This window comes from Donghicola tyrosinivorans (assembly GCF_003003355.1).
Lineage (GTDB): Bacteria > Pseudomonadota > Alphaproteobacteria > Rhodobacterales > Rhodobacteraceae > Donghicola > Donghicola tyrosinivorans.
The window spans coordinates 386153-412412 of sequence record NZ_PVTQ01000002.1 but is presented as its reverse complement, the minus strand read 5'-3'; the positions used below and the strand labels follow the sequence as shown (position 1 = coordinate 412412).

Here is a 26260-nt window from a genome sequence, read left to right as displayed (position 1 = left end):
CGAAATGACCGATTTCACTATGGTTAAAGACGCCGAAGGGATCGCAACGATCACTTGGGACGTCAAAGAAAAGTCGATGAACGTGCTGTCGCTGGAAGGTCTAGCAGCACTGAACGATCTGGTCGATGACGCGCTGGCGGATGAGGCTGTGAAAGGCATCATCATCACCAGCGGCAAGGACACGTTCGCTGGCGGCATGGACCTGAACATCATCGCCAAGATGAAGGACAGTGCGGGCGACAACCCCGCTCAGGGCCTCTTTGACGGCATCATGAACATGCATGGTCTACTGCGCAAAATCGAACGCGCGGGCATGGACCCCAAGACCAACAAGGGCGGCAAGCCTGTGGCCGCTGTTCTACCAGGCACCGCGCTGGGGATCGGGCTAGAGCTGCCCCTGTCGTGCCACCGCATCTTTGCCGCCGACAACGACAAGGCCAAGATCGGCCTGCCCGAAATCATGGTCGGCATCTTCCCCGGTGCGGGCGGCACCACCCGACTGGTGCGCAAGATGGGCGCGATGGCGGCAGCGCCGCTGCTGCTGGAAGGCAAGCTGAACGCCCCCAAGAAGGCCAAGATGCTGGGTGTGATCGACGAGGTCAGCGCTGACCCGATGGCCGACGCCCGTGCTTGGGTCCTGTCGGCGACCGACAAAGACATCGTGAAGCCATGGGACGCCAAGGGCTACAAGATGCCCGGCGGCGCGCCCTATCACCCTGCGGGTTTCATGACCTTCGTGGGGGCCTCAGCCATGGTCAACGGCAACACCAAGGGCGTCTATCCGGCAGCCAAGGCTCTGCTCTCGGCGGTCTATGAAGGCGCGATGGTGCCCTTTGACACCGCCCTCAAGATCGAGGCCCGCTGGTTCACCCATGTTCTGATGAACCCCAGTTCGGGCGCGATGATCCGGTCCCTGTTCATCAACAAGGAAAAGCTGGAAAAGGGTGCAAACCGTCCTGACGTTGCCGATCAGACCGTCAAGAAAGTTGGCGTTCTGGGCGCGGGGATGATGGGTGCGGGGATCGCTCTGGTGTCCGCTCAGGCGGGGATCGAGGTGGTTCTGCTGGACCGCGATCAGGCCGCTGCCGATCGGGGCCGCGACTATACCGCCAGCTACATGGACAAGGGCATTGCCAAGCGCAAAGCCACGCCCGAAAAGAAAGAACAGGTGCTGTCACGCATCACCGCCACCACCGACTATCAGGCGCTGGCAGGCTGTGATCTGATCATCGAGGCCGTGTTCGAAGACCCCGCCATCAAGGCCGAAGTGACCGCTCAGGTCGAGGCCGTGATCGGTGAGGACTGCATCTTTGCCACCAACACCTCGACCCTGCCGATCTCGGAACTGGCCAAGGCCTCGAAGCGGCCCGAGAAATACATCGGCATCCACTTCTTCAGCCCTGTCGAGAAGATGATGCTGGTCGAGATCATCAAGGGTCAGAAGACCGGCGATGTGGCCGTGGCCAAGGCGCTGGACTACGTACGCCAGATCCGCAAGACACCGATTGTGGTGAATGACGCGCGCTTCTTCTACGCGAACCGCTGCATCATCCCCTACATCAACGAAGGCATCCGTATGGTGCACGAGGGCGTCAGCCCTGCCCTGATCGAGAACGCCGCCAAGCTGGTCGGTATGCCTTTGGGGCCGCTACAGCTGACCGATGAGACCTCGATCGATCTGGGCGTCAAGATCGCCAAGGCGACCAAGGCCGCGATGGGTGCAGACTACGCCAACGACGATGTGGATGAGGTGCTGTTCTGGCTGGCGGACGAAGGGCGTCTAGGCCGCAAATCAGCCGCTGGCTTCTATGCCTATGACGAAAAGGGCAAGCGTACCGGTCTGTGGGAAGGTCTGGGTCAGAAATACCCCCATGCCGACGCGCAGCCTGATCTGCACGAAGTCCAGCACCGTCTGCTGATGGCTCAGGTTCTGGAAGCGGTGCGTGCCTTCGAAGAAGGCGTGCTGGAAGACATCCGCGAAGGCGATGTGGGCGCGATCCTTGGCTGGGGCTTTGCGCCTTGGTCGGGCGGCCCCTTCAGCTGGCTGGACATCATCGGCGCACCCTTTGCCGCCGAGGTCTGCGATCAGCTGACCGAGAAGTTCGGTGCCCGCTTTGCCTGCCCTGCCCTGTTGCGCCAGATGGCCGAAAAGAACGGCAGCTTTTACAAAGCCTATGGCGAGGGCGCGGCCTTCGCAGCCTGATCGCTTTGGATTTACCAAGTGTTTCCGATCCTTGCGGATCGGACCGACGCCGCCCCTTCGGGGCGGCGTTTTGAGTATTTGGGCAATAAAGAAGGTTTGATCTGCGCTATCGGTCCTTGGCCTTTCCCCATTCCCAAGCAATGATCCGCAGCAAGGATAGACCGTCGCGAGGGGAGAGAGCGTATGGGTTGGTTGCGAGATGAAACAGGCTTGGAGAAATGCACGGCGAACCATGTTCCGCTGACGCCATTGTCGTTCTTGCGGCGGGCAGCCGAGGTGTTTCCGGACCAGTTAGCCGTGGTCTATGGCACCCATCGCAAGACCTATGCCCAGTATCATGAACGGGTCAGCCGTCTGGCCTCGGGGCTGGTGGGGCTGGGTGTGAAATCCGGTGACGTTGTCGCGACCCTGCTGCCGAACCTGCCCGCGCAGGCCGAGGCCCATTTCGGGGTGCCGGCCTGTGGCGCGGTATTGAATACGATCAACACCCGTCTGGATCCCGACACGGTCGCTTATATCTTTGATCATGGCGAGGCGAAGGTTCTGCTGTGTGACCCGCAGTTCCTGCCGTTGGCCGCCAGTGCCATCGAGCGGATGGAAGGCGAGCCGCCTATTATCATCGAAGTGGCGGACGATCAGGCCGGTGTTCACAGCCACGGCCATTACACGGAATATGAGGCGCTGCTGGCCGATGGCGATCCGGACTTTGTCTGGGTCATGCCTGAAGATGAATGGGAGAGCATCTCGCTGAATTATACCAGCGGGACGACGGGGCGACCCAAGGGTGTGGTCTATCACCATCGCGGCGCCCATCTGAATGCGATGTCGCAGGTGGTCAGCTGGCGCATGGTGTTGCACCCTGTCTATCTAACCATCGTGCCATTGTTCCACTGCAACGGCTGGTGCCACACGTGGATGATGCCGCTGTTGGGGGGCACCTTGGTTTGTTGCCGCGACATCACCGCCCCTGCGATCTACAACGCCATCGCGGATGAGGGCGTGACCCATTTTGGCGGCGCGCCGATCGTGCTGAACATGCTGGTCAACGCCAAGGACAGCGAACGCCGCGATTTCGACCATGTGGTCGAGGTGTTTACCGCGGGCGCTCCTCCCGCGCCCGCCACACTGGCCGCCATCGAGCCGATGGGCTTCAACATCACGCAAGTTTACGGTCTGACCGAGGTTTACGGTCCCGCCACCGAATGCACTTGGCGCGCCGAATGGGAGCCTCTGGAAGGCAAAGCCCGCGCCGCAATCAAGGCCCGCCAAGGGGTGGCGATGCCCTGCATCGAAGAGGCCATCGCCATGGACGACGACATGATCCCGATTGCCCGTGACAGCGAGACCAAGGGAGAGATCATGTTCCGCGGCAATGGCGTCATGAAAGGCTACCTGAAGAACCCCCGCGCCACGAAAGAGGCCTTTGCAGGTGGCTATTTCCATTCCGGCGACATCGCCGTCCAGCATCCTGACAGCTATCTGCAGATCGCGGATCGGGCCAAGGACATCATCATCTCGGGCGGCGAGAACATCAGCTCGGTTGAGGTGGAAGGCGTCATGATGGGCCATCCGGCGGTGCTTTTGGTGGCAGTGGTCGCCAAACCCGATGAAAAGTGGGGCGAAGTGCCCTGTGCCTTCGTCGAACTGAAGGATGGCGCAGAGGTGACCGAGGCCGAATTGATCACCTATACGCGCGAACATCTGGCTGGCTTCAAGTGCCCCAAGGCGGTGGTGTTTGGCGAACTGCCGAAAACCTCGACAGGAAAGATCCAGAAATTCGAGCTGCGCAAAGGCCTTCGGGATGGGTAAGGCAGGCCTGCATGGACGCGCCCCGTTAGCCGTGCTATCGCCTTGAGAGAAGAATAAACGGGCAGACATGACAGCACTCAAGGGCTACCAGCGGTTGGAATCCACTGGCATCTGGCGGGAAGGGCCGGATGCCCAAAGGCGCGACGTTGTTGTCTCGCTGGGGGATGCGACGCTGGTGATCATGGATACCAGTGGTCGGGCGCTGGCCCATTGGGCCATCCCTGCGGTGGCCCGCCTGAACCCCGGTCAGACCCCACCGATTTACCATCCTGATGGCGATCCTTCTGAGCGGCTGGAACTGCCCGAAGACGAAGTGGATATGATCGCCGCCATCGAAAAGCTGCGTAAAGCGATCCACAAGGACCGGCCCCGCTCGGGGCGGGTGCGCTGGTTGATCACCAGCACGATTGCCGCAACGGCGCTGGGGCTGGCCATCTTCTGGCTACCAGAAGCCCTGCGCGATCATGCGGTCACGGTCGCGCCCCGCGTCAAACGGGCCGAGATCGGCGAGGCATTGCTAAGCCGGATCACCCGCGTGACCGGCCCCCGCTGCAAGGACACTTTGGGCAGCGCGGCACTGGTGCGCCTCAAGACCCGCCTGTTCCCTGACCGCCCCAACCTACGGCTGGTCGTCGTACCTGGCGGCGCGCGCGAGGCAGCCTACCTGCCCGGCGGCACCATTGTTCTGAACAAGATCCTGCTAGAAGACTATGAAGACCCAGCCGTTGTCGCGGGATACGCGCTGGTCGAGGCACAGCGCGCCCGCAGCGATGATCCGTTGGGGGACTTGCTGCACCACACCAGCCTGATTTCGGTTGTGCGGTTCCTGACCTCGGGCGATCTGCCTGCCAGTGCGCTGGACAGCTATGCGGAATGGGTGATGACCCAAAGCCCGCCGCCCCTGCCTCTGCCCACCATTCTGAACGGGTTTGAGGCCGCAGGCGTGCCAGCTGCGCCCTATGCCTATGCATTGGACACCACGGGCGAAAGCGTTCTGGGATTGATCGAGGCTGACCCATATGCGGGGAAAGTTCCACCGCCGCTGATCTCGGACGGGGACTGGATCAGCCTTCAGAATATCTGCGAAGGCTGACCCTGAGGGTTTGGCTTAGCGGACGAATGCGTCCATGAAACCGGCTGCACGGGCGGCGGTCAGCGTCTGCTGTACGTTGCCACCAGCGGGGGCACCAACGATCACCACCTGCATGCCTTTCTTGGTCCCGATAATCCGCACGGGATAATTGGCCTGAGCAAAGCTTTGCGCGGCGCGTTGCGCGTTGGTGGGTACGCCAAAGGTGCCGACCTGCACATAATTGCCTGCGATCTGCTGCGCCTTGACGGGCGTTCCTGCGACCGAGGCCACCTGCACAGAAGGCGCCAACGCCGGATCAACCAACTGGCGCGGCGTATCGCGGGTCCAGACCTGATCGGTCTGCGCATCACCCGTTTCGGTCCGCGGACCGCGCTGGGGGTTCAGGCGCCCGTCTTTCCAGACCTTCACATAGCCTTCAGGGGCCTCATAGACGATGGTCCCGTCGGCCTTCTTGTAGCCGATCACCGAAGTCGCCGCGAGGTCCTGAGGACCACAGCGCACATCACCTTGGTTAATATAGCCGTTGCTGCTCTGCGAGGCGTTCGGGCACACGATCACGCCAGTGCGCGGTGCGGGCTCGACCGTTTTGGGGGCGACAACCGTTTGGGTCGCCACAACCCTAGGGGCCGCGACGGTCTGCACCTTTTTCGCCTTGGGCGCAGGGGCCACCTTGCGGGCAGGCGCAGAGGCAATGGTCTTGATCGGCGCTTTGGTGGTGGTGCGGCCCGTCGTTTTGGGTGCAGCCGCAGCCACTTTGGGCGCAGCCGGGTCGGGCGCTTTGACCGGAGCCGGAGCAGGTGTCGGCGCGGGTGCCGCTTTGGCGGTCACAGGGGCCCCAAAGGTCGGGGTCATGCCGCACACGGGTTCACGCGCACGGGTCATGCGCGGGATCCATGTGGTCATGTCGCCCACGCCTGCCCGGATGTAAGCACAACCGGCGCTATCTACGTATTGCCGGCCCTTAAAACTTTCCGGCGGATAATTCGCCGGAACCTGCGCAAACGCAGCAGTAGAGGCCAAAAGACACGCGGTGGCAGCCGCAATTAGTCTTTTCATTCGTCAACCCTCGAACAATTCGCGCCTAGAATGCACAATCGTTAGGGTTAAGGCAACTAGCTACCACATCACTTTGTGCCGAACATACGGTCTCCGGCATCGCCTAGACCGGGAACGATGTAACCTTTCTCGTTCAGGTGGCTATCAAGTGACGCGGTGTAGATCGGCACGTCAGGATGTGCAGCGTGCAGGGTCTTGACCCCTTCAGGCGCGGCCAGCAGGCACATAAAGCACAGGTTCGTCGCCCCCGCCTTTTTCAGCAGGTCCAGCGACGCCACAGCCGAGTTGCCGGTGGCCAGCATCGGGTCCACGGCGATCACCAGTCGTTCACCCAATGCATCCGGCACTTTGAAGTAATATTGCACGGGCTCCAGTGTTTCTTCGTCCCGATAAAGGCCTACAAAGCCCACGCGGGCCGAAGGCACCAGTTCCAGAACGCCATCCAACAGACCGTTGCCCGCCCGCAGGATCGAGATCAACGCCAGCTTTTTGCCATCCAGAACCGGAGCCTGCATCTGGCACATCGGGGTTTCAATCGTCTCTTCTGTCAACTCCAGATTGCGGGTTACCTCATAGGCCAGCAGCTGGCTGATCTCACGCAGGAGGCGGCGGAATTCGCCAGTGGAAGTACCACTTTTGCGCATCAATGTTAATTTATGTTGGACGAGCGGGTGGTTGACGATGGTCAGATTCTGATCAGAAGCAAGGGTCATTCGGCGGCCTCCAGACGGTCAAGAATGCGTTTACGGGTGGCGGCGTCGCAGAACGCGGCCTCGGCAGCATCGCGGTTGATTTGTGCAAAGTGCCAGTCCTCCCACCCGAAGGTGCGCGAGAGGTTTTCGTACTCTTGCCGCATCGTGGTATGGAAGAAAGGCGGATCATCAGTTGAAACCGTAACTTTCACGCCATAGCCCCGCAAACGCTCAATCGGGTGGCTCTTCAGGTCAGGATAGACACCCAGTGCCACGTTGGACCCGGGGCAGACCTCTAGCACCACGCCTTTTTCGGCCAGTTGTTCCACCAGCCGCATGTCTTCAATGCAACGGACCCCGTGGCCGATGCGGCTGACCCCCAGATCATCAATGGCTTCGCGCACCTCTTGCGGGCCGCGCCATTCGCCGGCGTGGGTGGTCAGGCCCAAGCCTGCCTCGCGGGCACAGTCGTAGGACCATGCGAAATCGCGCTGATTGCCCTTGTTTTCGTCCCCGCCCATGCCAAAGCCGGTGATGAAGTGACCGGCGGTTTCCGCCGCGCATAGGGCGCTGGCTTTGGCGCGATCAGGGCCGAAATGGCGGATGCAGGTGACGATGCCGCGCATGATAATGCCGAACTTCTTTTCGGCCTCGGCAGCGCCTTCTTCCATCGCGTGCAGATATTCCTGCCACGCGGCCACATCGCCACCTCCGCAGAATTCAGGGCTCAGAAAGCTTTCGGCGTAGACCACACCGTTCGCGGCGCAATTCTCCAAAACCGAGAGGGTCAGGCGGCGAAAATCATCGGGGCTTTTCAAGACCTCGGTTGCGGCCTCATAGACCTGAAGGAATTCAAGGAAGTCCTTATATCGGTAGGCCCCTTTGGCATCAAAAATCCCGCTGATATCGACCTTCTTTTCAAACGCCAGTTGGCGGATCAAATCAGGTTGCGCAGCCCCTTCGATGTGCAGGTGCAGCTCGACCTTGGGGGTGTCACGCACATCGGCGTCGTTCATAGAAAGCTCCTTCCCGGCCCGCTGGCCGGTATTCCAAGATTGGCCGCAACACTGGCGGCGATGTCCACAAAACCCACATTCCCGATGGCGCGGGCACCGACACCTGCGGCCAGCACCGGCACCCGTTCGCGGGTATGATCGGTGCCCGCCCACGTGGGGTCATTGCCATGATCTGCCGTCACCAGCAGCAAATCACCGTCCCGCATGCGCGGCAGGATCGCCCCCAGCCGCCCATCGAACCACTCCAGAGCGCGGGCATAGCCCGACACATCGCGGCGATGGCCAAAGAGGCTGTCGAATTCAACAAAATTGGCAAAGGTCAGGCTGCCTTCGGGCGCATCATCAATCAGCCGGTCCAGATGGTCCATCAGCTGCACGTCACTGCCCTTATGCAGCTGCGTGATCCCCTGCATCGAGAAGATGTCACCGATCTTGCCAACAGCGATCACCTCGCGCCCCGCGCCTGAGGCCCAATCACACAGGGTCGGACTGGGGGGCGCGATGGCAAAGTCGCGCCGGTTGGTGGTGCGGGTGTACCCCTGCGCCGCATCGCCCACAAAGGGGCGGGCAATCACGCGGCCAACCTTCATGTCATGCAGGCGCGGCGCAATCGCGCGGCACAGATCCAGCAGCCGCTCTAGCCCGAAATGCTGTTCGTGCGCCGCGATCTGGAACACGCTATCGGCCGAGGTATAGCAGATCGGCCAGCCGCTTTCGATGTGCTGCTGCACCAGTTCGTTGATAATGGCCGTGCCGCTGGCATGGCAGTTCCCCAGCGTGCCCCCTGCCCCGCAGCTTTCGGCAACGAAATCCATCAGGTCTTGCGGGAACGCAGGCAGCGTGTCGGGGAAATAGGTCCAGTCCCATGGCACCGGCGCGCCTGCCAGTTCCCAATGGCCACTGGGAGTATCCTTGCCCGGGCTGACCTCGGTCGCGGCACCCCACAGCCCTTGCGGCGTGGCGCTGAGGTTCGGGGCCATATCGCCGCTGGCCAAGCTGATGGCCGCGCCAAGCCCCAGTGCATCCAGATGGGGCAAGCGCAGAGGGCCACTGCGGCCCTCTTCCGCACGCCCCTCAGCGCAGGCCTGCGCGATGTGGGCCAGCGTGTTCGCCCCTTTATCGGGCAAGTCCCCGTTAAAGAACCGGTCCGCATCGGGCGCGCCGCCAATCCCGACGCTATCGATCACTACAAGAAAAGAACGTGTCACGGAGCGACCCTTTCCACGATCAACGGCCACGCCTTTGGCACGTGATCAGCAAGGTTGATCGCGGCCCGCACGGCGGCCTCTGCCTTGTCGGCGTCCGCCTCGCTGCGTGCATGGATCCGCGCCAGAACGCTGCCACGCTGCACTTCATGCCCCAGCCGCACCATGTCCGACAGGCCAACCGCAGGGTTCACCTTGTCGGTTTCCACCAGACGCCCGCCACCAAGGCCGACCACCGCCATGCCCAAAGCGCGCCCATCCAGCGCCGCCACAAATCCGGGACGCTCTGCGTAAATCTCTCGGATCACAGGCGCTTCTGGCATCAATGCCGCCCATTCGGCGCTGAAATCCTTTGGACCGCCTTGGGCCGCAACCATCCGGTCAAACCGCTCTGCTGCCGCGCCGCTGTTGATCGCCATAGCAATCTTGTCGCAGCCTTCGGCAACAGTCGCGGCAAGACCGCTCAGCACCAGAACCTCGGCCCCCAAGGCGCAGGTCAACTCGAACAGCGGACCACGGGCCGCGCCGGTCAGTTCCAGCATCACCTCGGCCACCTCAAGCGCATTGCCCAAGGACCGCACCAGCGGCTGGTTCATATCGGTGATCAAGCCAGAGGTCCGGCAACCCGCCGCATTGGCCGTGCCGACCAAGGACTGCGCCAATGCCCGTGCGTCATCAATAGTCTGCATGAAGGCTCCGCTGCCCCATTTCACATCCAGCACCAAACTGTGCAGCCCCGCCGCCAACTTTTTCGACAGGATCGAGGCGGTGATCAGATCAATGCTATCCACAGTCCCGCTGATATCGCGGATCGCATAAAGGCGTTTGTCCGCAGGGGCGATCTGACCCGAGGCGCTGACAATCGCGCAGCCCACATCCGCCACGATCTGGCGCAACTGCGCCTCAGTGGCATCAACATTGAAACCGGGGATGGCTTCCAGCTTATCCAGCGTACCACCCGTATGCCCTAGCCCGCGCCCCGAGATCATCGGCACATAGGCCCCGCAGGCCGCCAAGGCGGGCGCCAGCACAAGGCTGACGCAATCGCCCAGCCCGCCGGTTGAATGCTTGTCCAGCACCGGTCCCGGCATATCCCACGCCAGCACATCGCCACTGTCGCGCATCGCCTCGGTCAAAGCGACACGGCCCGCGTCGCCCAAGCCCCCAAGGCAAACGCCCATCGCAAAGGCACCGGCCTGAGCATCAGTCACCGCGCCACTTGCCAGCCCTTGCGCGAACACCCGCAGGTCATCCGTGGCAGGCTGACGCCCCGCACGCAAATCGGCAAGAACACGGCGCACCTGCATCATGCGCGATCCATGTGGGATTGGCTAAAGACACCGGGCAGCAGCTCGCCCACGGTCAGGACCAATTCGGTCCCCTCAAGATTTGCCATAGTGACTTTGACCTCAGCGTCCGAGAACTCGGCCAGTTTCTGACGGCAACCGCCGCAGGGCGTCACCGGCGTCGGGCTGTCGGCGACCACATAGACCTCGGTGATCTGACGGTTGCCCCCTGCCGCGCACATGGCGGCAATAGCGCCCGCCTCGGCACAGGTGCCCTCGGGATAGGCCACGTTTTCCACATTGCAGCCCAAATGCACGCGCCCCTCGGCATCACGGATCGCCGCACCGACCTTGAAATTCGAATAGGGAACATGGGCGTTTTCACGCACATCCAATGCACCTTGTTTCAACGACATGAGGACCTCCGGTGTTTGATCAAACGGTCAAATCTGAATGAACATGTGATAGGATAATTATGCAAGGCCTCACCCGATTTCCGTTGCGCTAATCCTTGCCGGTTGCGGCAGTGCAGCGTAGGTTTTCCGAAGCAGTGGGTTCCAACGGTTCAAAAAATAGTTTAACGCTAAACAAAAATTCCCCGAGGGATACGGATATGTCCGACCAGCAGAACGACACCCAACGTCAAGCCGCTCTATTTTACCACGAACACCCCAAGCCCGGTAAGCTAGAAATCCGCGCCACCAAGCCGATGGCAAACGGTCGCGATCTTAGCCGCGCCTACTCGCCCGGCGTGGCCGAAGCCTGCCTAGAGATCAAGGATGACCCGAAGAATGCCTCGCGCTACACGGCCAAGGGCAACCTTGTGGCGGTGGTCTCGAACGGAACGGCGGTTCTGGGTCTGGGCAACATCGGGGCGCTGGCCTCAAAGCCGGTGATGGAAGGCAAGGCGGTTCTGTTCAAGAAATTCGCCAACATCGACGCCTTCGACATCGAGGTGAACGAAAGCGATCCCGAAAAGCTGGCCGAGATCGTCTGCGCGCTTGAGCCGACCTTCGGCGCGGTGAACCTTGAGGACATCAAAGCCCCCGACTGCTTTATCGTTGAAAAGATCTGCCGCGAGCGGATGAACATCCCCGTTTTCCACGACGACCAGCACGGCACCGCGATCGTGGTGGGCGCTGCGGCTACTAACGCGCTGCATGTGGCGGGCAAAACCTTCGAGGACATCAAGATCGTCTCGACCGGTGGTGGCGCGGCGGGCATCGCCTGCCTGAACATGTTGCTGAAACTGGGCGTCAAGCGTGAGAACGTCTGGCTCTGCGACATCCACGGGCTGGTCTATGAAGGCCGCGAAGTGGACATGAACCCGCAGAAGGCCGCTTTTGCGCAAAAGTCCGACCTGCGCACGCTGGACGATGTGATTGACGGGGCGGACCTGTTCCTTGGCCTTTCCGGCCCGAACGTGCTGAAGCCCGAAATGGTCGCCAAGATGACCAAACAGCCGATCATCTTTGCGCTGGCCAACCCGAACCCTGAAATCCTGCCCGATCTGGCCCGCAGCGTGGCCCCCGATGCGATCATCGCCACGGGCCGCAGCGATTTCCCTAATCAGGTGAACAACGTTCTGTGCTTCCCGTTCATCTTCCGTGGTGCGCTGGATGTAGGCGCGACCGAGATCAACGACGAAATGCAGCTGGCCTGCATCGACGGCATCGCCGCCCTTGCCCGCGCCACCACCAGCGCCGAGGCTGCCGCCGCCTATCAGGGCGAACAGCTGACCTTCGGCACCGATTACCTGATCCCCAAGCCCTTTGATCCGCGCCTTGTGGGCGTTGTTTCCAGCTCGGTCGCGAAAGCGGCGATGGAGACCGGCGTCGCCACCCGCCCGCTGGAAGATCTTGAGACCTATAAGCAAAAGCTGAACCAGTCGGTCTTCAAATCGGCCATGCTGATGCGCCCCGTGTTCGAAGCCGCCCGTTCGGCTTCGCGCAGCATCGTCTTCGCCGAGGGCGAGGACGAACGCGTCCTGCGTGCCGCGCAAGCCATTCTGGAAGAGACCACCGAAAAGCCCATCCTCATCGGCCGCCCCGAAGTGGTCGAGATGCGCTGCGAACGTCTTGGCCTGAACATCCGTCACGGTCGCGACTTCGATCTGGTGAACCCCGAGAACGACCCGCGCTACCGCGATTACTGGGAAACCTACCACCAGATCATGTGCCGCAACGGGGTCACCCCCGATCTGGCCCGTGCCATCATGCGCACCAACACCACCGCCATCGCGGCCATCATGGTTCAGCGCGGCGAGGCGGACAGCATGATCTGCGGCACTTTTGGCGAATACCGCTGGCACCTGAAATACGTGCAGCAAATCTTGGGTGGTGGTGAATACCACCCCCACGGCGCCCTTTCGATGATGATCCTCGAAGATGGCCCGCTTTTCATCGCCGATACCCACGTCCGCTCGACCCCCTCGCCCGAGGAGATCGCGGAAAGCGTCATCGGCGCGGCCCGCCACGTCAAACGCTTTGGCCTGACCCCGCGCATCGCGCTTTGTGCCCAGTCGCAGTTCGGCTCGACCGAATGTGACACCGGCCGCCGTCTGCGTGCTGCCATCGACATTCTGGATAGCGCCCCCCGCGACTTTATCTATGAAGGCGAGATGAATATTGACGCCGCGCTGGACCCCGATCTGTGCCACCGCGTCTACCCGCAGAACCGCCTACAGGGCGCAGCGAACGTGCTGATCTTTGGCCACGCGGATGCGGCATCAGGCGTGCGCAACATCCTCAAGATGAAAGGCGGCGGTCTGGAAGTGGGTCCGATCCTGATGGGCATGGGCAACCGCGCCCATATCGTGAACCACTCGATCACCTCGCGCGGGCTGCTGAACATGGCCGCTATCGCAGGCACGCCGGTCGCCCACTACGGGTAGAACGACCACGACACAGCTTGAAAGGGCCAGCCACTGCGCTGGCCCTTTTCGCGTTGTATATACAGTATGGCCGAAAGGTCCTGCTGGCCGCTGGGGTGCAACTCGCCTAGCCTTTACGCCTCAGGGGTGATTCTCTTTGCACCCTGCGCCAGATTTGCATCGCGCTTCCGAAAATTTGCAAATCCTTGAATATCTGATGATACGATTGCATAGCGCCGGAGGGTTTGCAAACCCCGCCATGCTGCACCTGCGGCATTTTGCAAATTCCGCCAAATGTTGTCGGTAACGTGCTTGCCCAAAGGCCCATCCGTGCCCTAGCACATTGCCAAGGGAATTGGAGGAGGATGCCATGGGCTATCAAGAGGTTTACCAAAGCTGGCAGAACGACCCCGAGGGGTTCTGGATGGCGCAGGCCGAGGCCATTGATTGGGTCGAGAAGCCGACCAAAGCTTTGCACAGCGACAACGCGCCCCTGTACGAATGGTTCGCGGACGCCAAAGTGAACACCTGCTGGAACGCCGTGGACCGCCACGTCGAGGCAGGCCGTGGCGATCAGACCGCCATCATCTACGACAGCCCCGTCACCCACACCAAGCGCGAGATCAGCTATTTCGAGCTGCGCAACCGTGTGGCCAGCCTTGCCGGTGCCCTGCGCGCCAAAGGCGTTGAAAAGGGTGACCGCGTCATCATCTACATGCCGATGATCCCCGAAGCGCTTGAGGCTATGCTAGCCTGCGCCCGCATCGGCGCTGTGCACTCGGTGGTTTTCGGCGGCTTTGCTGCGAACGAACTGGCCGTACGCATTGACGATGCCAAGCCCAAAGCCATCATCGCCGCCTCCTGCGGGATCGAGCCCGGCCGCGTGGTTCACTATAAACCCCTCCTGGACGGCGCGATCGATCTGGCCCAGCACAAACCCGACTTCTGCGTCGTGTTCCAGCGCGAACAGGAAGTGGCGCAACTGATTGAGGGTCGCGACTACAACTGGCACGGCTTCCAGTATGGCGTCGAGCCGGCGGAATGCGTGCCCGTCGAAGGCAACCACCCTGCCTATATCCTCTACACGTCAGGCACCACCGGTCAGCCCAAAGGTGTTCTGCGTCCCACCGCAGGCCATCTGGTCGCGCTGAACTGGACCATGAAGAACCTCTACAACGTCGAGCCGGGCGAAGTCTTCTGGGCCGCCTCGGACGTGGGTTGGGTCGTGGGCCACAGCTACATCTGCTACGGCCCGCTGATCACCGGCAATACCACCATCGTCTTTGAAGGCAAACCCGTCGGCACCCCCGATGCGGGCACCTTCTGGCGCATTATCTCCGAATACAAAGTCCGCAGCTTCTTCACCGCGCCCACCGCCTTCCGTGCCGTGCGCCGCGAAGACCCCACGGGCGAATTCATCGGCAAATACGACCTCAGCCACCTGCGCGCCGTCTATCTTGCTGGCGAACGTGCAGACCCCGCCACCATCGAATGGGCGCAGGAAAAGCTGAACGTGCCGATCATCGACCATTGGTGGCAAACCGAAACCGGTTGGGCGATTGCCGCGAACCCGCTTGGGATTGAAGAACTGCCCGTGAAACTGGGCAGCCCCTCGGTGCCGATGCCGGGCTATGACGTGCAGATCCTGGACGAGGCCGGTCATCCGGTCGGCCCCAACACCCTTGGCGCCATCGCGATCAAGCTGCCCCTGCCCCCCGGCACCCTGCCGAACCTCTGGAACGCGGAAGAGCGTTTCAAGAAGAGCTACCTGAACACCTTCCCCGGCTTCTATGAGACCGGTGATGCGGGCATGAAGGACGAAGACGGCTACCTCTACATCATGGCGCGCACCGACGACGTCATCAACGTCGCGGGCCACCGCCTGTCCACAGGCGGCATGGAAGAGGTTCTGGCCAGCCATCCCGACGTGGCAGAATGCGCCGTCATCGGTGTTGCTGATGAACTGAAGGGCCAGCTGCCTCTGGGCTTCCTGTGCCTGAATTCGGGCTCGGGGCGCGACCACGCCGATGTGGTCAAGGAATGCGTCAAGTTGGTCCGTGAAAAGATCGGCCCCGTGGCGGCCTTCAAACTGGCTGTTGTCGTGGATCGCCTGCCCAAAACCCGCTCGGGCAAAATCCTGCGCGCCACCATGGTCAAAATCGCTGACGGGCAGGAATTCAAAATGCCTGCCACCATCGACGATCCGGTCATTCTGGATGAAATCGCGGTCGCCCTGAAAACTCTGGGCTACCCGGCAGCCTAAGGCGAAAATCCTTCGCAGAAGGATTTTGTAACCTAAAAATTTTATACTAAAATTTTTCCAAACGGCGGTCTGCAAAGGCCGCCGTTTTACGTTAGACGAACTGCTCGCGGATCAGACGTTCTTCCAACCCGTGACCCGGATCGAAGAGAATACGGTGGGCGATGCTCGGCTCGCTCTGGATTTCCACGGACAATACATCACGGACCGAATTCGAATCCGCATCCGCCATCACAGGGCGCTTTTCCGCATCCACCACATCGAACCGCACCTTGGCCTTTTTCGGCAACAACGCGCCACGCCAGCGGCGGGGACGGAACGGCGCAATTGCGGTCAGGGCCAAAGCATCCGCGCCGATGGGGAGAATCGGCCCGTGTGCGGAATAGTTATAGGCGGTCGATCCCGCAGGTGTCGCGACCAGCGCCCCATCGCAAACCAGTTCGCGCAGGCGCAAGCGCCCGTCCACGGTGATTCGCAGTTTCGCCGCCTGAGGGCCAGCCCGCAGCAAGGAGACTTCGTTGATCGCCAAAGCCTCATGGACCGAGCCATCGGCGCAGGTCGCCTTCATGGATAGGGGGTTAATGATCTCTTCCTCGGCGCGACTTAGTCGGCCAACAAGGTCCGCTTCCGAGTATTCGTTCATCAAAAAACCTACCGTCCCGCGGTTCATCCCGTAGACCGGAGCCGGTAATTTCTGTGTAGCGTGCAGGGTTTGCAGCATAAAACCATCCCCGCCGAGGGCGACAATAATATCGGCCTCTTCCATCGGCACATTGCCGTAGCGCCGCACCAGAGCCTCCTGAGCGGACTGCGCAATCGTGGCACGGCTGGCAGTAAAGGCGATCTTGATGGTCATCTGACAGTTCCTAAAGGCGCGTTTCGTTCCGAAACAATCACAAGTTTCCCCGATGTTCCAGCACTGCCGCCCCCAGAAGCAACTAGGTCGTTTTACGATCTTTGCCTTTGTAACAGATTGCTATAGGAACCCGCCCATCACTCCCTTTGGCTATGGAGGCTCCCATGAACGCCCCTCATCGTGACAACGGTTTTTTCACTGAAACTCTGGAAAGCCGCGACGCCGAACTCTTTGGCGCTATCCGCAAAGAACTGGGTCGCCAGCGCGACGAAATCGAACTGATCGCCTCCGAGAACATCGTCTCGGCTGCTGTGCTGGAAGCACAGGGTTCGGTCATGACCAACAAATACGCCGAAGGGTACCCAGGCCGTCGCTACTACGGTGGCTGCCAGTACGTGGACATCGCCGAAAATCTGGCGATCGACCGCGCGAAAGAACTGTTCGGCTGTGAATTCGCCAACGTTCAGCCCAACTCGGGCTCGCAAGCGAACCAGGGCGTGTTCCAGGCGCTGATCAAACCCGGTGACACCATTCTGGGCATGAGCCTTGATGCAGGCGGCCACCTGACCCACGGCGCAAAGCCCAACCAGTCGGGCAAGTGGTTCAACGCCGTGCAGTACGGCGTAAACCGTCAGACCCTCGATGTGGACTACGACCAGATTCAGGAACTGGCAAACGAACACAAGCCCGCCCTGATCGTGGCTGGCGGCTCGGCCATTCCCCGTCAGCTGGACTTCGCCAAGTTCCGTGAGATCGCAGACAGCGTTGGCGCCATCCTGATGGCGGACATCGCGCACTTTGCCGGTCTGGTCGCGGCTGGCGAATACCCCAACCCCTTCCCGCACGTGCACGTGGCCACCACCACCACCCACAAGACCCTGCGCGGTCCCCGCGGCGGCATGATCCTGACCAACGACGAAGCCATCTCCAAGAAGATCAACTCGGCGATCTTCCCCGGCATTCAGGGCGGCCCGCTGATGCACGTGATCGCAGCCAAAGCGGTTGCCTTCGGTGAAGCCCTGCGCCCCGAGTTCAAAGAGTACCAGAAACAGGTAATCAAGAACGCTCAGGCGCTTGCGGACGAGCTGCACAAAGGCGGTCTGGACACCGTAACCCACGGCACCGACACCCACCTGATGCTGGTCGACCTGCGCCCCAAAGGCGTGAAGGGCAACGCGACAGAGGCCGCTCTGGGCCGCGCGCACATCACTTGCAACAAGAACGGTGTTCCTTTCGACGACGAAAAGCCCACCATCACCAGCGGCATCCGTCTGGGTTCGCCCGCCGGCACCACCCGTGGTTTCGGTGAGGAAGAGTTCCGCCAGATCGGCAAGTGGATCATCGAAGTCGTCGACGGTCTAGCCGCCAATGGCGAAAGCGATAACGGCGAAGTCGAAGAGAAAGTCCGCGGCGAAGTCGCAGCCCTCTGCGCCCGCTTCCCGCTCTACCCGAACCTCTGATTTCACGGCGCTTCTAGCGTCTCTGAAAACTTGAACTCACGTAGCCACGCCTTCGGGCGTGGTTATTTTTTGAGTATTTAAGCAATAAAGAAGTCCAATCACACAGAAGCTTCTTTATTGCTTAAATACTCATTGCCTCACCCTCTAGGCTTGGCGCGGAGGGTCGGGTCAGCTTGGCGCGGGTCTTCAGGCCACGGGTGTTTGGGGTATCGCCCGCGCATGTCTTTTCGCACATCGGCGTAGGAACTGTCCCAGAAGCCCGGAATATCCATCGTGGTCTGAACAGGACGCTGCGCGGGCGAGAGCAGTGTCACACGCAGGGGCGTTCCGGCGACTGTCGGGTGAGTGGTTTGTCCGAAAAGCTCTTGCAGGCGCAGCTGGATTTCGGGGGCTTCGCCGCTGTAGTCGATCGGAATTTTCCGGCCCAAGGGCGTGGTAAAGTGGGCGGGCACACTGCGGTCAAGGTGCTGGGTCTGATTGTAGTCCACCAAACTACGCAGGGGCGGCAGAAGATCGAAATTCTTCCAATGTTGCGCTGTCTTCACCCCTTGCAAATAGGGCAGCAGCCAATCTTCTGCGCGTTCCAGAAGGTCTGCCTCGGCAACAGACGGTAAGTCAGGGTCTTCGGCGCGGGCCAGAGTGACACGGGCAGCAAACCGGCGGGCGGCATCGCTCCAAGGCAGGCCCAACTGGCGCACGCCAGCAAGCATGGCGCGGCTAACCGCCTCATCGCTGGGATCTTTCCAGATGCGGTCTTGCAGGGCGATTGCGCCGAAACGTTCCTGACTGCGGGCAACAACGCGCTTTTCGCGGTCTGACCATTCGCAACTGTCCACCCATGCGATCCGGTCCTCATAAAGCTCTCGTAGCTCAGCCGCTGAAATCTGGATGGCCTGTCGGATTTTGGCATCCTTGCGGTCTCCGTCCAGATCGGTTGCGACGATGAAGGGTGCGCTGGCCATTGGGTCTTCGGAAGCCATGATCGCGCCAGAGCCACCTGACAGCAGGTAGCGCGGCGTATCCCCTTTGCGGCGGGCACCGATCCGGTCTGGATAGGCCAGCGCGGCCATCTGCGCCATGGACGGGCGCATCCCATCGGGTGCGGATTTGGACAATCGGCGCTGCTCTTGCCGGACCCGTTCCAAGGACGGGCGGTGTGGCTGATAGGGCCGCTCGCGCAGGAACTTTTGCAGGTCTTGCAGAGCCTCTACGCGCAAGGAGAGGTCAACCGGCGCGCCCCGTAGTACATCGCGATCAGCCAGCAGAGCCGCCAAAGGCGCAGCGGGTTTGCCGCCTCTGATCAGCATATGCGCCAAACGGGGGTGCAACGGCAGGCGGGCGATCTCGGCCCCGTGGGGCGTGATGCGGCCGCTGTCGTCCAGAGCCCCGAGCATCTTCAGCAGTTGCACCGCCTCGGCGTAAGAACCTGCGTTCGGCTGACTGAGCAGCGGCAGGTCGGCGGGGTCCGCCCCCCATTGGGCCAGTTCCAGCGCCAGACCGGACAGATCGGCGCTTTCGATCTCGGCGAGGGGGAAGGGCTGCATGCCCCCCTCTTCGCCCTTGGTCCAGAGGCGGTAGCAAATCCCTTCGGCCACGCGGCCTGCACGGCCCGCCCGCTGGGTGGCCTCGGCGCGGGTCACGCGTTCGGTGACCAGCTGGCTCATACCAGAGGACGGATCAAACCGTGACCGGCGGGCGCGGCCTGCATCTACCACCACGCGGATATCCTGAATGGTCAGCGAGGTCTCGGCGATCGAAGTTGCCAGCACCACCTTGCGCCCCGATGTGGCGGGCTGGATGGCGGCGCGCTGTGCGGCGAACTCCATCGCGCCAAACAGAGGCCTGATCTGGCAATCGGAAGGCAAGCGCCCTGACAGCAGCCCTTCGACGCGGCGGATTTCCCCTTCGCCGGGCAGGAAGACCAGCACGCCACCCTCGGCCTCAGCAACAGCTTGCGCGACCAGATCGGCGGTGGCCTCAGGGATGCGGGCCTTGGGGCCAAGGGGACGGTCCAGCCAGCGGGTTTCCACCGGATAGCTGCGCCCTTCCGAGGTCACCATCGGCGCATCCATCAGGGTGGCCACAGGCTCGGCATCCAAGGTCGCGGACATCGCCACAAGGATCAGATCGTCCCTCAGGGCGCCTGCCACCTCCAGACACAAAGCCAGCCCCAGATCAGCGTTCAGAGAGCGTTCGTGGAATTCGTCGAAGATCACCGCGCCAACGCCCGCCAGTTCGGGATCGTTTTGCAGGCGGCGGGTCAGGATGCCTTCTGTCACCACCTCGATCCGCGTGTCCTTGCCGACCTTCGATTCGCCCCGCACGCGGTAGCCCACGGTCTGGCCCACCGATTCGCCCAAAGTTTCGGCCATCCGCTCGGCGGCAGCGCGGGCGGCCAGCCTGCGCGGCTCTAGCATGACGATTCGGCCCTTGGTTAGGCCGGCCTCAAGCATCGCCAAGGGGACAACGGTGGTTTTACCGGCACCGGGCGGGGCCTGTAGCACCGCACGACCCCGCGTGCGCAAGGCTGAGATCAGTTCATCTAGGGCGTCATGAATGGGCAAGCGTGTCATATAGTGCTTATGACGCAGGTGTTAGCGCCCGTCCACGGGTGGACAGCGCCCTGCCCCCTTGGCACAAACGCCGCCAAGACGGAGGAAGGGACAAGCGATGACGATTACCGAGATGGCCGAACGTATCCTGGCAGGCGACCGCCGCGCATTGGCGCGGGCGATCACCCTTGTGGAAAGCGGTCGCGCGGACCATCGCGCCCAAGCCACCGAACTGCTTGAAACCTTGCGCCCTTGCGGCCGTCAGGGGTTGCGCATCGGCCTTTCGGGCACACCGGGGGTTGGCAAATCCACCTTTATCGAGAGCTTTGGCATGATGCTGACCGCCCTTGGCCTACGGGTCGCGGTGCTGGCGGTGGACCCCAGCTCGGCCCGCTCGGGCGGCTCGATCCTTGGTGATAAAACGCGGATGGAGCGTCTAAGCCGCGACAAAAACGCCTTCATCCGCCCTTCCCCCAGCCAATCGCACCTTGGCGGCGTGGCCCGACGCACCCGCGAGGCTGTCGCGCTGTGTGAGGCCAGCGGTTTTGACGTCATCCTGATCGAGACCGTGGGCGTTGGTCAGTCCGAAACCGTGGTTGCCGAAATCTCGGACCTATTCAACCTGCTGATGGCCCCTGCGGGCGGGGACGAGTTGCAAGGCGTCAAGCGTGGCATCATGGAGATTGCCGACATGATCCTAGTGAACAAGGCCGACGGCGAGCTGAAGCCCGTCGCCACCCGCACACAGGCCGATTACGCCGGTGCCCTGCGCCTGCTGCGCAAGCGCCCCCAAGACCCTGAAGGCTTTCCCAAAGCCATGAGTGTTTCTGCCCTTGAGGAAAACGGCCTCAGCACCGCGTGGGAAGAGATGCAGACCCTCACCAACTGGCGCCGCGAACAGGGCCATTTCGACCGCCGCCGCGCCGAACAGGCCCGCTACTGGTTCGAAGAAGAGGTCCGCCAGACCCTCTTGGCGCAACTGACCACCCCCGGCCCTGTAAAGGACCGGATGCAGGCCCTTGGCGGTCAGGTTGCCACCGGCCAAACCACCCCTAGCGCGGCGGCCCAAGAAATCTTGAAGACTCTGGGAATGGAAAGCGGGTGAATCGCTTGACCTTCCCGTGAAACTGCCATAAACGGCCTCGACACGGATTTCCGGGGCGCAAGAAAATGCGCCCCTTTGATATTCGAGGGCGCAGTGGCGCCCATGCCACTGACATCGAGATCGAAACGAGGATAACACAATGGCTCGCCGCTGCGAACTGACCGGTAAAGGCCCCATGGTTGGCAACAATGTCAGCCACGCGAACAACAAAACCCGCCGTCGTTACTTGCCGAACCTGAACGACGTCACCCTGCAGTCCGAAACTCTGGGCCGCGGCGTGAAGCTGCGCATTTCGGCAGCTGCTCTGCGTAGCGTCGACCACCGCGGTGGTCTGGACGCGTTCCTGGCAAAAGCCAAGGACACCGAGCTGTCGGACAACGCGCTGAAAGTGAAAAAAGAGATCGCAAAGGCTCAGGCAGCTAACGCCTAATCGCCCCTGCGACCACTGGTCTCAGACCCCGCGTGCCCCTTGGCCGCGGGGTCTTTGCTTTTGGGGTTGTTGTGATCTGGGACAGTGCCTAAATCCTGATCAATGTTGAAAACACGGGTCCATATCCTAAGCCTTGTGCTGGCAATGCTGATGGCGTTCACCGCCGTCCACATGGGATTTATCCGTGGCCAGGCCCCTGCCGTGGGGCAGATCACCCTGTGTACCGGACACGGCCCCGTCGACATTCAGGTGGATGCAGACGGCAACCCGACCAAGGCCCGCTACTGCCCCGAATGTGCGCTGCACCTGCTGGCCGCTGCCGCCCCGTGGCAGCCCACCGCAGCCCATAGCACCAGCGCACAGGCGCTGACCTACCCTGTCACCGGCACCCATGCTGAAAGTCTTTCCGATGTCCCCAGCCGCGCCCGCGGCCCTCCGGCGATGGCCTAAGCCACCCCCTTTGACATCCAAATTCTAAAGACTTTCACGACAGGAGACTTCCATGTCTTTCAAACTGATCGCTGCCGCGGCAGCCACCGTCTGCGCCCTGCCCCTTTCCGCCACTGCCGAGATGGAAATCGACGGTGCCTATGCCCGCTCGTCTATGGCAACCTCGAAATCCGGCGCGGCTTTTATGGAAATCCACAACGCAGGCACCGAGGATGACACCCTGATCGGCGCCCGCTCGGACGTGGCAAAGGTGGTTGAACTGCACACCCACATCGACGCGGGCAACGGCGTGATGCAAATGCGCGAAGACGAAGACGGCTTTCCCATCCCCGCAGGCGGCACCCATGCCCTACAGCGCGGCGGGGATCACGTCATGTTCATGGGCCTGAACGCCCCGTTCGAGGACGGCCAGACCATCCACGTCACGCTGGTCTTTGAAAAAGCGGGCGAGGTCGAACTCGACATCCCCGTCAAGCTGGACACCCCGATGGGCGGCCAGATGAAACAGGGCGACATGAAGCACGGTGATATGGATCACGGCCAAATGCAGCACGGCAAGGCGGCCAACTAAGCCCCCTGCACCACCAACACGAAGGGCGGCGCCATCACGGCCCGCCCTTTTTCATGCCCGCTCAGCGGCCCTTCAGCAGCTCTTCGACCCACACAGGCACGGTCTCGCTGGCCTTACCCGCCCGCACCTCGGCAAAGTCCGACACGACCGCCGAGGGCTCTAGGTTCAATTCAACCGTATGGGCGCCTGCGCGATCCGCATCCTGCACAAAGGCCGCTGCCGGATAGACGTTACCGCTGGTGCCGATCGCCGCGAATACATCGGCGCTGCGCAGGTGGTCCCAGATCTCTTCCATGTAATAGGGCATCTCGCCGAACCAGACGATATCAGGGCGCGTGGCGGTCTGTAGGCAGCGCGGACATTGATCCGCCCCTTTCATCACCAAGGGCGCCTCCCAGCGGTGATTACACGCGGCGCACAGCGCCCCTTCCAAAAAGCCATGCATGTGCAAGACATTGCGGCTGCCCGCGGCCTCATGCAGGCAATCAACGTTCTGGGTGATGATCAGAACCTCGCCTTGAAAGTCCCGCTCCAACTGCGCCAAAGCCCCGTGGGCCGCATTGGGGATCGCCTCGCGGGCCTGTGCGCGGCGGGCATTGTAGAAATTGTAGACAAGCGCGGGATTGCGGGCAAAGCCCTCGGGGGTTGCCACATCCTCGATCCGGTGCTGCGCCCAAAGGCCGCCTTCATCGCGGAACGTCCCCAGCCCGCTTTCCGCAGAAATCCCTGCGCCGGTGAGAATCACGATCTTTTCCATAGCCCCTGCCTCTGCTAGCCCCCTACAGGACCACCCTGTCAAAGGAGCCGCCCCATGACCAGCATCCTCTTTGTCTGTCTTGGCAACATCTGCCGCTCGCCCTCGGCCGAGGGGGTCACGCGGGCGCTGGCGGGCAATCGCGCCCTGTCGCTGGACAGCGCAGGCACCGGTCGCTGGCACATCGGAGAGCCGCCCTACGGCCCCATGCAACGGGCCGCCAAGGCACGCGGTTATGATCTATCAGATCTGCGTGCACGGCTGTTCACGGCGGCGGATTTCGATAGGTTCGACCTGATTATCGGGATGGATCGGGACAACATCACGGACATCGAATCCCTGCGCCCTGCGGGGAACCAAACGCCGGTGAAACTGTTCTCTGAATACAGCAAAAGGCCCGGCACTGATGTACCGGACCCTTATTATACTCGGGAATTCGACAAAACCCTCGATATGGTCGAGGTCTGCGCCAAGGGCCTGCTAGCGGCCCTGCCCGTTTAGGAACAATACTGTTCCGCAGCCGCGCCGAAGGCTTTGTAGCGATCCCAGAATTCACTGTGGCGGCGGCTGTTGGACATCTTGATTTCCTGCGCCTTGTCCGGGTCCTTGAAGAAGGCGGCGGCCTGACGCTGGTCAGCGCCGGTCAGGGTGCGGTCAGCGACCGAGCCGATGCAGCGGCACAGGCTGGCTGTGGCGGCGGGACGGTCGGACGCACGGCAAGCTTTTTCAACGGCACCGGCGTGGGACACGCCTGCGGTGCCAACAGTGAAAGCGCTGGCTGCGGTAATCATGAGAACGGTTTTGCGGATCATGTGGGTCTGCCTCTTGTTTCTCTATTTTTGAGAATTGCAAAAAGCATGCCGCAAAACCGTTAACATTTCAATCACGCAGCCTTGACCGTAAGACGCTCTTCGACCAGTGCGTCGGCAACGTCGGCAGGTGTTTGCCGATTGCGTAAGGCACGGTTCAGGATCTGATCCATGGTTTCCTCAAGACGGCCAAGCCGCGCCGCGACCCAAGGAGCACGGGTTTCGATCTTGAGGATCTCGGCCGCGACGTTGATGATCCCGCCCCCGTTGGCCACGTAATCGGGCGCATAAAGGATATCGCGCGCCTCAAGCAGCATGCGTTCGCGGCGGCTGGCCAACTGGTTGTTCGCCGCACCGCAAATCAGCTTGGCTTTGATCTCGGGAATGGTGCCCATGTTCACGGTGCCGCCAATGGCGCAAGGGGCGTAGATATCCGCTTCGACCCCGTGGATCGCCTCGGGTGCCACGGCCACGGCCTCGAACCGCTCCATCGCCTCTTGCACGGCACGGGCGTTGGTATCGGCCACGATCAGCTTGGCACCAGCGCGGTGCAGCCCTTCGGCCAGATACATACCCACATGGCCAAGCCCCTGAACGGCAACGGTTTTGCCCTGCAGATTGCTAGAGCCGAACGCGTGACGCGCCGCCACTTCCATGCAGCCCAGAACACCTGCGGCGGTGACGGGCGACGGATCGCCACTGGCGAAGTCGCCCTGACCCAGACCCGCGACATATTTGGTCTCTTGCGCCAGAACGGCCATGTCATCGGGGCTCATGCCCATGTCTTCGGCGGTCCAGTACTTGCCCTCAAGCGCCTCAACTGCGCGGCCCATGGCCCGCAGCAGGGCCTCAGACTTGTCCTTGGCAGGATCACCGATGATCACGGCCTTACCGCCGCCCAAAGGCAGATCGGCTGCGGCATTCTTGTAGGTCATGCCCGCGCTGAGGCGCAGCACATCTTCCAGCGCCTCGGCCTCGGCCGCATAGGGGCGCATCCGCAGACCACCTGCCGCCGGACCGCGCACGGTCGAGTGCACAGCGATATAGCCGCGTAGGCCGCTGGCCGCATCCTCGACCCGGTAAACGCCTTCATATCCCGATTGATCCAGTTTGGTCAGCATTCTGCCATTCCCTGCGAAAAACTCTATTGCGGAGGAATCTATCAAACCTGAACTAAGGTCTTTCGCCAAATATCACCCAATGTTATCCACATTCTGAGTGATATTCACTAATAAAGCCACACAAAACACCATGCATTCCCTAGACACCAAAGACATCCGTATCCTTGCCATCCTGCAAAAAGAGGGCCGGATTCCCATGACCGAGCTGGCCGAGCGCGTGGGCCTCTCGACAACGCCTTGCGCCCGCCGCGTCGCCCAGATGGAGAAATCCGGCGTCATCAGCGGCTATGGCGCCCGCATCAACGCCGCGCAGGTGGGCCTGACCCTGACGGTCTTTGTCTTTGTGGAACTGGCCGAGCAATCCACCCGCGCGGTCGAAGATTTTACCCGCCAGATCAGTGCCTTCGACGAGGTGATCGAATGCCACCTCATGAGCGGATCGCGCGATATCCTGCTGCGGATCGTGGCCCGCGATCTGACCGCCTATGACCGCTTTCTGGAGCGTCATATGATGCAGGTCAGCGGCATCCGGTCCATGACCACATCCTTCGCCCTGCGGCCCCTTGTCCAACGGGACACCTTGCCGCTGGCCTGAGACCACCTTAAAGCTGCGAAACAAGTGTGAAATAGGCCCCGATCCCCCTATCGAGTCGCTTGACC

23 protein-coding genes are annotated in these 26260 nt (G+C 61.7%); 12 read left to right on the top strand and 11 right to left on the bottom strand.

Translation table 11 applies throughout. The features are described 5' to 3' along the window. Nucleotides 1-4 precede the first annotated feature (4 nt). From CLV74_RS04520 to CLV74_RS04510, 3 genes are all read left to right on the top strand, one after another. The gene (locus CLV74_RS04520; RefSeq protein ID WP_106263024.1) at nucleotides 5-2203 is read left to right on the top strand and encodes a 3-hydroxyacyl-CoA dehydrogenase NAD-binding domain-containing protein; all 2199 of its coding nucleotides are present in this window, start codon (nucleotides 5-7) and stop codon (nucleotides 2201-2203) included. Nucleotides 2204-2386: 183 nt separating this feature from the next. Next, complete coding sequence (locus tag CLV74_RS04515) at nucleotides 2387-4012, top strand: AMP-binding protein (protein WP_106263023.1); 1626 nt, start codon at nucleotides 2387-2389, stop codon at nucleotides 4010-4012. Between the two features lie 67 nt (nucleotides 4013-4079). Next, nucleotides 4080-5105 (top strand): hypothetical protein, encoded by a 1026-nt coding sequence (locus CLV74_RS04510; protein ID WP_106263022.1) that lies wholly within the window; start codon nucleotides 4080-4082, stop codon nucleotides 5103-5105. Between the two features lie 15 nt (nucleotides 5106-5120). On the opposite strand, the gene CLV74_RS04505 is transcribed toward CLV74_RS04510, so the two are convergent. From CLV74_RS04505 to CLV74_RS04480, 6 genes are all read right to left on the bottom strand, one after another. Beyond that, on the bottom strand, nucleotides 5121-6008 hold the full coding sequence (locus CLV74_RS04505; RefSeq protein WP_106263021.1) for an SPOR domain-containing protein: 888 nt from the start codon (nucleotides 6006-6008) through the stop codon (nucleotides 5121-5123). 221 nt (nucleotides 6009-6229) lie between these two features. Further along, nucleotides 6230-6874: a uracil phosphoribosyltransferase gene (gene upp / locus CLV74_RS04500; RefSeq protein ID WP_106263020.1), complete on the bottom strand. Its 645-nt coding sequence runs from the start codon at nucleotides 6872-6874 to the stop codon at nucleotides 6230-6232. Further along, nucleotides 6871-7869, bottom strand: coding sequence for an adenosine deaminase (locus CLV74_RS04495; protein ID WP_106263019.1), 999 nt, complete (start codon nucleotides 7867-7869; stop codon nucleotides 6871-6873). Before CLV74_RS04495 ends, upp begins: the two co-directional genes overlap by 4 nt. Then, complete coding sequence (locus CLV74_RS04490; protein WP_106263018.1) at nucleotides 7866-9077, bottom strand: phosphopentomutase; 1212 nt, start codon at nucleotides 9075-9077, stop codon at nucleotides 7866-7868. Before CLV74_RS04490 ends, CLV74_RS04495 begins: the two co-directional genes overlap by 4 nt. Continuing rightward, nucleotides 9074-10381: a thymidine phosphorylase gene (locus tag CLV74_RS04485; RefSeq protein ID WP_106263092.1), complete on the bottom strand. Its 1308-nt coding sequence runs from the start codon at nucleotides 10379-10381 to the stop codon at nucleotides 9074-9076. The genes CLV74_RS04490 and CLV74_RS04485 overlap by 4 nt, the downstream gene beginning before the upstream one ends. Next, a complete protein-coding gene (locus CLV74_RS04480; RefSeq protein ID WP_106263017.1) occupies nucleotides 10381-10776 on the bottom strand; it encodes a cytidine deaminase in 396 nt (131 codons plus the stop codon). Before CLV74_RS04480 ends, CLV74_RS04485 begins: the two co-directional genes overlap by 1 nt. A 197-nt stretch (nucleotides 10777-10973) precedes the next feature. Between CLV74_RS04480 and CLV74_RS04475 the strand changes: the two genes are divergently transcribed. Both CLV74_RS04475 and prpE read left to right on the top strand, forming a co-directional pair. Beyond that, complete coding sequence (locus tag CLV74_RS04475) at nucleotides 10974-13253, top strand: NADP-dependent malic enzyme (RefSeq protein ID WP_106263016.1); 2280 nt, start codon at nucleotides 10974-10976, stop codon at nucleotides 13251-13253. Nucleotides 13254-13602: 349 nt separating this feature from the next. Then, nucleotides 13603-15495 carry a propionate-CoA ligase PrpE gene (gene prpE, locus CLV74_RS04470; RefSeq protein ID WP_106263015.1) on the top strand — a complete coding sequence of 631 codons (1893 nt, stop codon included), beginning with the start codon at nucleotides 13603-13605 and terminating at the stop codon, nucleotides 15493-15495. A 91-nt stretch (nucleotides 15496-15586) separates the two neighbouring features. Here prpE and CLV74_RS04465 read toward each other — a convergent pair whose 3' ends face one another. Further along, nucleotides 15587-16348 (bottom strand): NAD kinase, encoded by a 762-nt coding sequence (locus tag CLV74_RS04465; RefSeq protein ID WP_106263014.1) that lies wholly within the window; start codon nucleotides 16346-16348, stop codon nucleotides 15587-15589. Between the two features lie 164 nt (nucleotides 16349-16512). Between CLV74_RS04465 and glyA the strand changes: the two genes are divergently transcribed. Beyond that, nucleotides 16513-17808 carry a serine hydroxymethyltransferase gene (glyA, locus tag CLV74_RS04460; RefSeq protein WP_106263013.1) on the top strand — a complete coding sequence of 432 codons (1296 nt, stop codon included), beginning with the start codon at nucleotides 16513-16515 and terminating at the stop codon, nucleotides 17806-17808. 137 nt (nucleotides 17809-17945) lie between these two features. Here glyA and hrpB read toward each other — a convergent pair whose 3' ends face one another. Further along, nucleotides 17946-20381, bottom strand: coding sequence for an ATP-dependent helicase HrpB (hrpB, locus tag CLV74_RS04455; protein ID WP_106263012.1), 2436 nt, complete (start codon nucleotides 20379-20381; stop codon nucleotides 17946-17948). Between the two features lie 97 nt (nucleotides 20382-20478). On the opposite strand from hrpB, the gene meaB reads away from it, so the two are divergent. The 4 genes from meaB to CLV74_RS04435 all read left to right on the top strand — a co-directional run bounded on the left by meaB (nucleotide 20479) and on the right by CLV74_RS04435 (nucleotide 22916). Further along, the gene (meaB, locus tag CLV74_RS04450; RefSeq protein WP_106263011.1) at nucleotides 20479-21465 is read left to right on the top strand and encodes a methylmalonyl Co-A mutase-associated GTPase MeaB; all 987 of its coding nucleotides are present in this window, start codon (nucleotides 20479-20481) and stop codon (nucleotides 21463-21465) included. A 139-nt stretch (nucleotides 21466-21604) separates the two neighbouring features. Continuing rightward, nucleotides 21605-21895: a 50S ribosomal protein L28 gene (gene rpmB, locus CLV74_RS04445; protein ID WP_106263010.1), complete on the top strand. Its 291-nt coding sequence runs from the start codon at nucleotides 21605-21607 to the stop codon at nucleotides 21893-21895. Between the two features lie 102 nt (nucleotides 21896-21997). After that, the gene (locus CLV74_RS04440; RefSeq protein ID WP_146134897.1) at nucleotides 21998-22345 is read left to right on the top strand and encodes a hypothetical protein; all 348 of its coding nucleotides are present in this window, start codon (nucleotides 21998-22000) and stop codon (nucleotides 22343-22345) included. Nucleotides 22346-22397: 52 nt separating this feature from the next. Beyond that, nucleotides 22398-22916 carry a copper chaperone PCu(A)C gene (locus tag CLV74_RS04435; protein ID WP_106263008.1) on the top strand — a complete coding sequence of 173 codons (519 nt, stop codon included), beginning with the start codon at nucleotides 22398-22400 and terminating at the stop codon, nucleotides 22914-22916. 61 nt (nucleotides 22917-22977) lie between these two features. Here the strand turns inward: CLV74_RS04435 and CLV74_RS04430 are convergent, their stop codons facing one another. Continuing rightward, a complete protein-coding gene (locus CLV74_RS04430) occupies nucleotides 22978-23673 on the bottom strand; it encodes an NAD-dependent deacylase (RefSeq protein ID WP_106263007.1) in 696 nt (231 codons plus the stop codon). A 54-nt stretch (nucleotides 23674-23727) separates the two neighbouring features. Here CLV74_RS04430 and CLV74_RS04425 point away from each other — a divergent pair, with 54 nt between their 5' ends. Beyond that, a complete protein-coding gene (locus CLV74_RS04425; protein ID WP_106263006.1) occupies nucleotides 23728-24171 on the top strand; it encodes a low molecular weight protein-tyrosine-phosphatase in 444 nt (147 codons plus the stop codon). Here the strand turns inward: CLV74_RS04425 and CLV74_RS04420 are convergent. Together CLV74_RS04420 and CLV74_RS04415 are read right to left on the bottom strand one after the other, a co-directional pair. Further along, a complete protein-coding gene (locus tag CLV74_RS04420) occupies nucleotides 24168-24482 on the bottom strand; it encodes a hypothetical protein (RefSeq protein ID WP_245888456.1) in 315 nt (104 codons plus the stop codon). The genes CLV74_RS04425 and CLV74_RS04420 overlap by 4 nt on opposite strands. 71 nt (nucleotides 24483-24553) lie before the next feature. Next, complete coding sequence (locus tag CLV74_RS04415; RefSeq protein ID WP_106263005.1) at nucleotides 24554-25600, bottom strand: Glu/Leu/Phe/Val family dehydrogenase; 1047 nt, start codon at nucleotides 25598-25600, stop codon at nucleotides 24554-24556. A 130-nt stretch (nucleotides 25601-25730) separates the two neighbouring features. On the opposite strand from CLV74_RS04415, the gene CLV74_RS04410 reads away from it, so the two are divergent. Continuing rightward, nucleotides 25731-26195 carry an Lrp/AsnC family transcriptional regulator gene (locus CLV74_RS04410; RefSeq protein ID WP_106263004.1) on the top strand — a complete coding sequence of 155 codons (465 nt, stop codon included), beginning with the start codon at nucleotides 25731-25733 and terminating at the stop codon, nucleotides 26193-26195. Nucleotides 26196-26260: the final 65 nt, after the last annotated feature.

What these genes read in the sequence shown, in the direction of transcription:
- CLV74_RS04520 (WP_106263024.1), top strand. Translation starts at nt 5, where the DNA reads ATGACCGATTTCACTATGGTTAAAGACGCCGAAGGGATCGCAACGATC.
- CLV74_RS04515 (WP_106263023.1), top strand. Translation starts at nt 2,387, where the DNA reads ATGGGTTGGTTGCGAGATGAAACAGGCTTGGAGAAATGCACGGCGAAC.
- CLV74_RS04510 (WP_106263022.1), top strand. Translation starts at nt 4,080, where the DNA reads ATGACAGCACTCAAGGGCTACCAGCGGTTGGAATCCACTGGCATCTGG.
- CLV74_RS04505 (WP_106263021.1), bottom strand. Translation starts at nt 6,008, where the DNA reads ATGACCACATGGATCCCGCGCATGACCCGTGCGCGTGAACCCGTGTGC.
- upp (WP_106263020.1), bottom strand. Translation starts at nt 6,874, where the DNA reads ATGACCCTTGCTTCTGATCAGAATCTGACCATCGTCAACCACCCGCTC.
- CLV74_RS04495 (WP_106263019.1), bottom strand. Translation starts at nt 7,869, where the DNA reads ATGAACGACGCCGATGTGCGTGACACCCCCAAGGTCGAGCTGCACCTG.
- CLV74_RS04485 (WP_106263092.1), bottom strand. Translation starts at nt 10,381, where the DNA reads ATGCAGGTGCGCCGTGTTCTTGCCGATTTGCGTGCGGGGCGTCAGCCT.
- CLV74_RS04480 (WP_106263017.1), bottom strand. Translation starts at nt 10,776, where the DNA reads ATGTCGTTGAAACAAGGTGCATTGGATGTGCGTGAAAACGCCCATGTT.
- CLV74_RS04475 (WP_106263016.1), top strand. Translation starts at nt 10,974, where the DNA reads ATGTCCGACCAGCAGAACGACACCCAACGTCAAGCCGCTCTATTTTAC.
- prpE (WP_106263015.1), top strand. Translation starts at nt 13,603, where the DNA reads ATGGGCTATCAAGAGGTTTACCAAAGCTGGCAGAACGACCCCGAGGGG.
- CLV74_RS04465 (WP_106263014.1), bottom strand. Translation starts at nt 16,348, where the DNA reads ATGACCATCAAGATCGCCTTTACTGCCAGCCGTGCCACGATTGCGCAG.
- glyA (WP_106263013.1), top strand. Translation starts at nt 16,513, where the DNA reads ATGAACGCCCCTCATCGTGACAACGGTTTTTTCACTGAAACTCTGGAA.
- hrpB (WP_106263012.1), bottom strand. Translation starts at nt 20,381, where the DNA reads ATGACACGCTTGCCCATTCATGACGCCCTAGATGAACTGATCTCAGCC.
- meaB (WP_106263011.1), top strand. Translation starts at nt 20,479, where the DNA reads ATGACGATTACCGAGATGGCCGAACGTATCCTGGCAGGCGACCGCCGC.
- rpmB (WP_106263010.1), top strand. Translation starts at nt 21,605, where the DNA reads ATGGCTCGCCGCTGCGAACTGACCGGTAAAGGCCCCATGGTTGGCAAC.
- CLV74_RS04440 (WP_146134897.1), top strand. Translation starts at nt 21,998, where the DNA reads ATGTTGAAAACACGGGTCCATATCCTAAGCCTTGTGCTGGCAATGCTG.
- CLV74_RS04435 (WP_106263008.1), top strand. Translation starts at nt 22,398, where the DNA reads ATGTCTTTCAAACTGATCGCTGCCGCGGCAGCCACCGTCTGCGCCCTG.
- CLV74_RS04430 (WP_106263007.1), bottom strand. Translation starts at nt 23,673, where the DNA reads ATGGAAAAGATCGTGATTCTCACCGGCGCAGGGATTTCTGCGGAAAGC.
- CLV74_RS04425 (WP_106263006.1), top strand. Translation starts at nt 23,728, where the DNA reads ATGACCAGCATCCTCTTTGTCTGTCTTGGCAACATCTGCCGCTCGCCC.
- CLV74_RS04420 (WP_245888456.1), bottom strand. Translation starts at nt 24,482, where the DNA reads ATGATCCGCAAAACCGTTCTCATGATTACCGCAGCCAGCGCTTTCACT.
- CLV74_RS04415 (WP_106263005.1), bottom strand. Translation starts at nt 25,600, where the DNA reads ATGCTGACCAAACTGGATCAATCGGGATATGAAGGCGTTTACCGGGTC.
- CLV74_RS04410 (WP_106263004.1), top strand. Translation starts at nt 25,731, where the DNA reads ATGCATTCCCTAGACACCAAAGACATCCGTATCCTTGCCATCCTGCAA.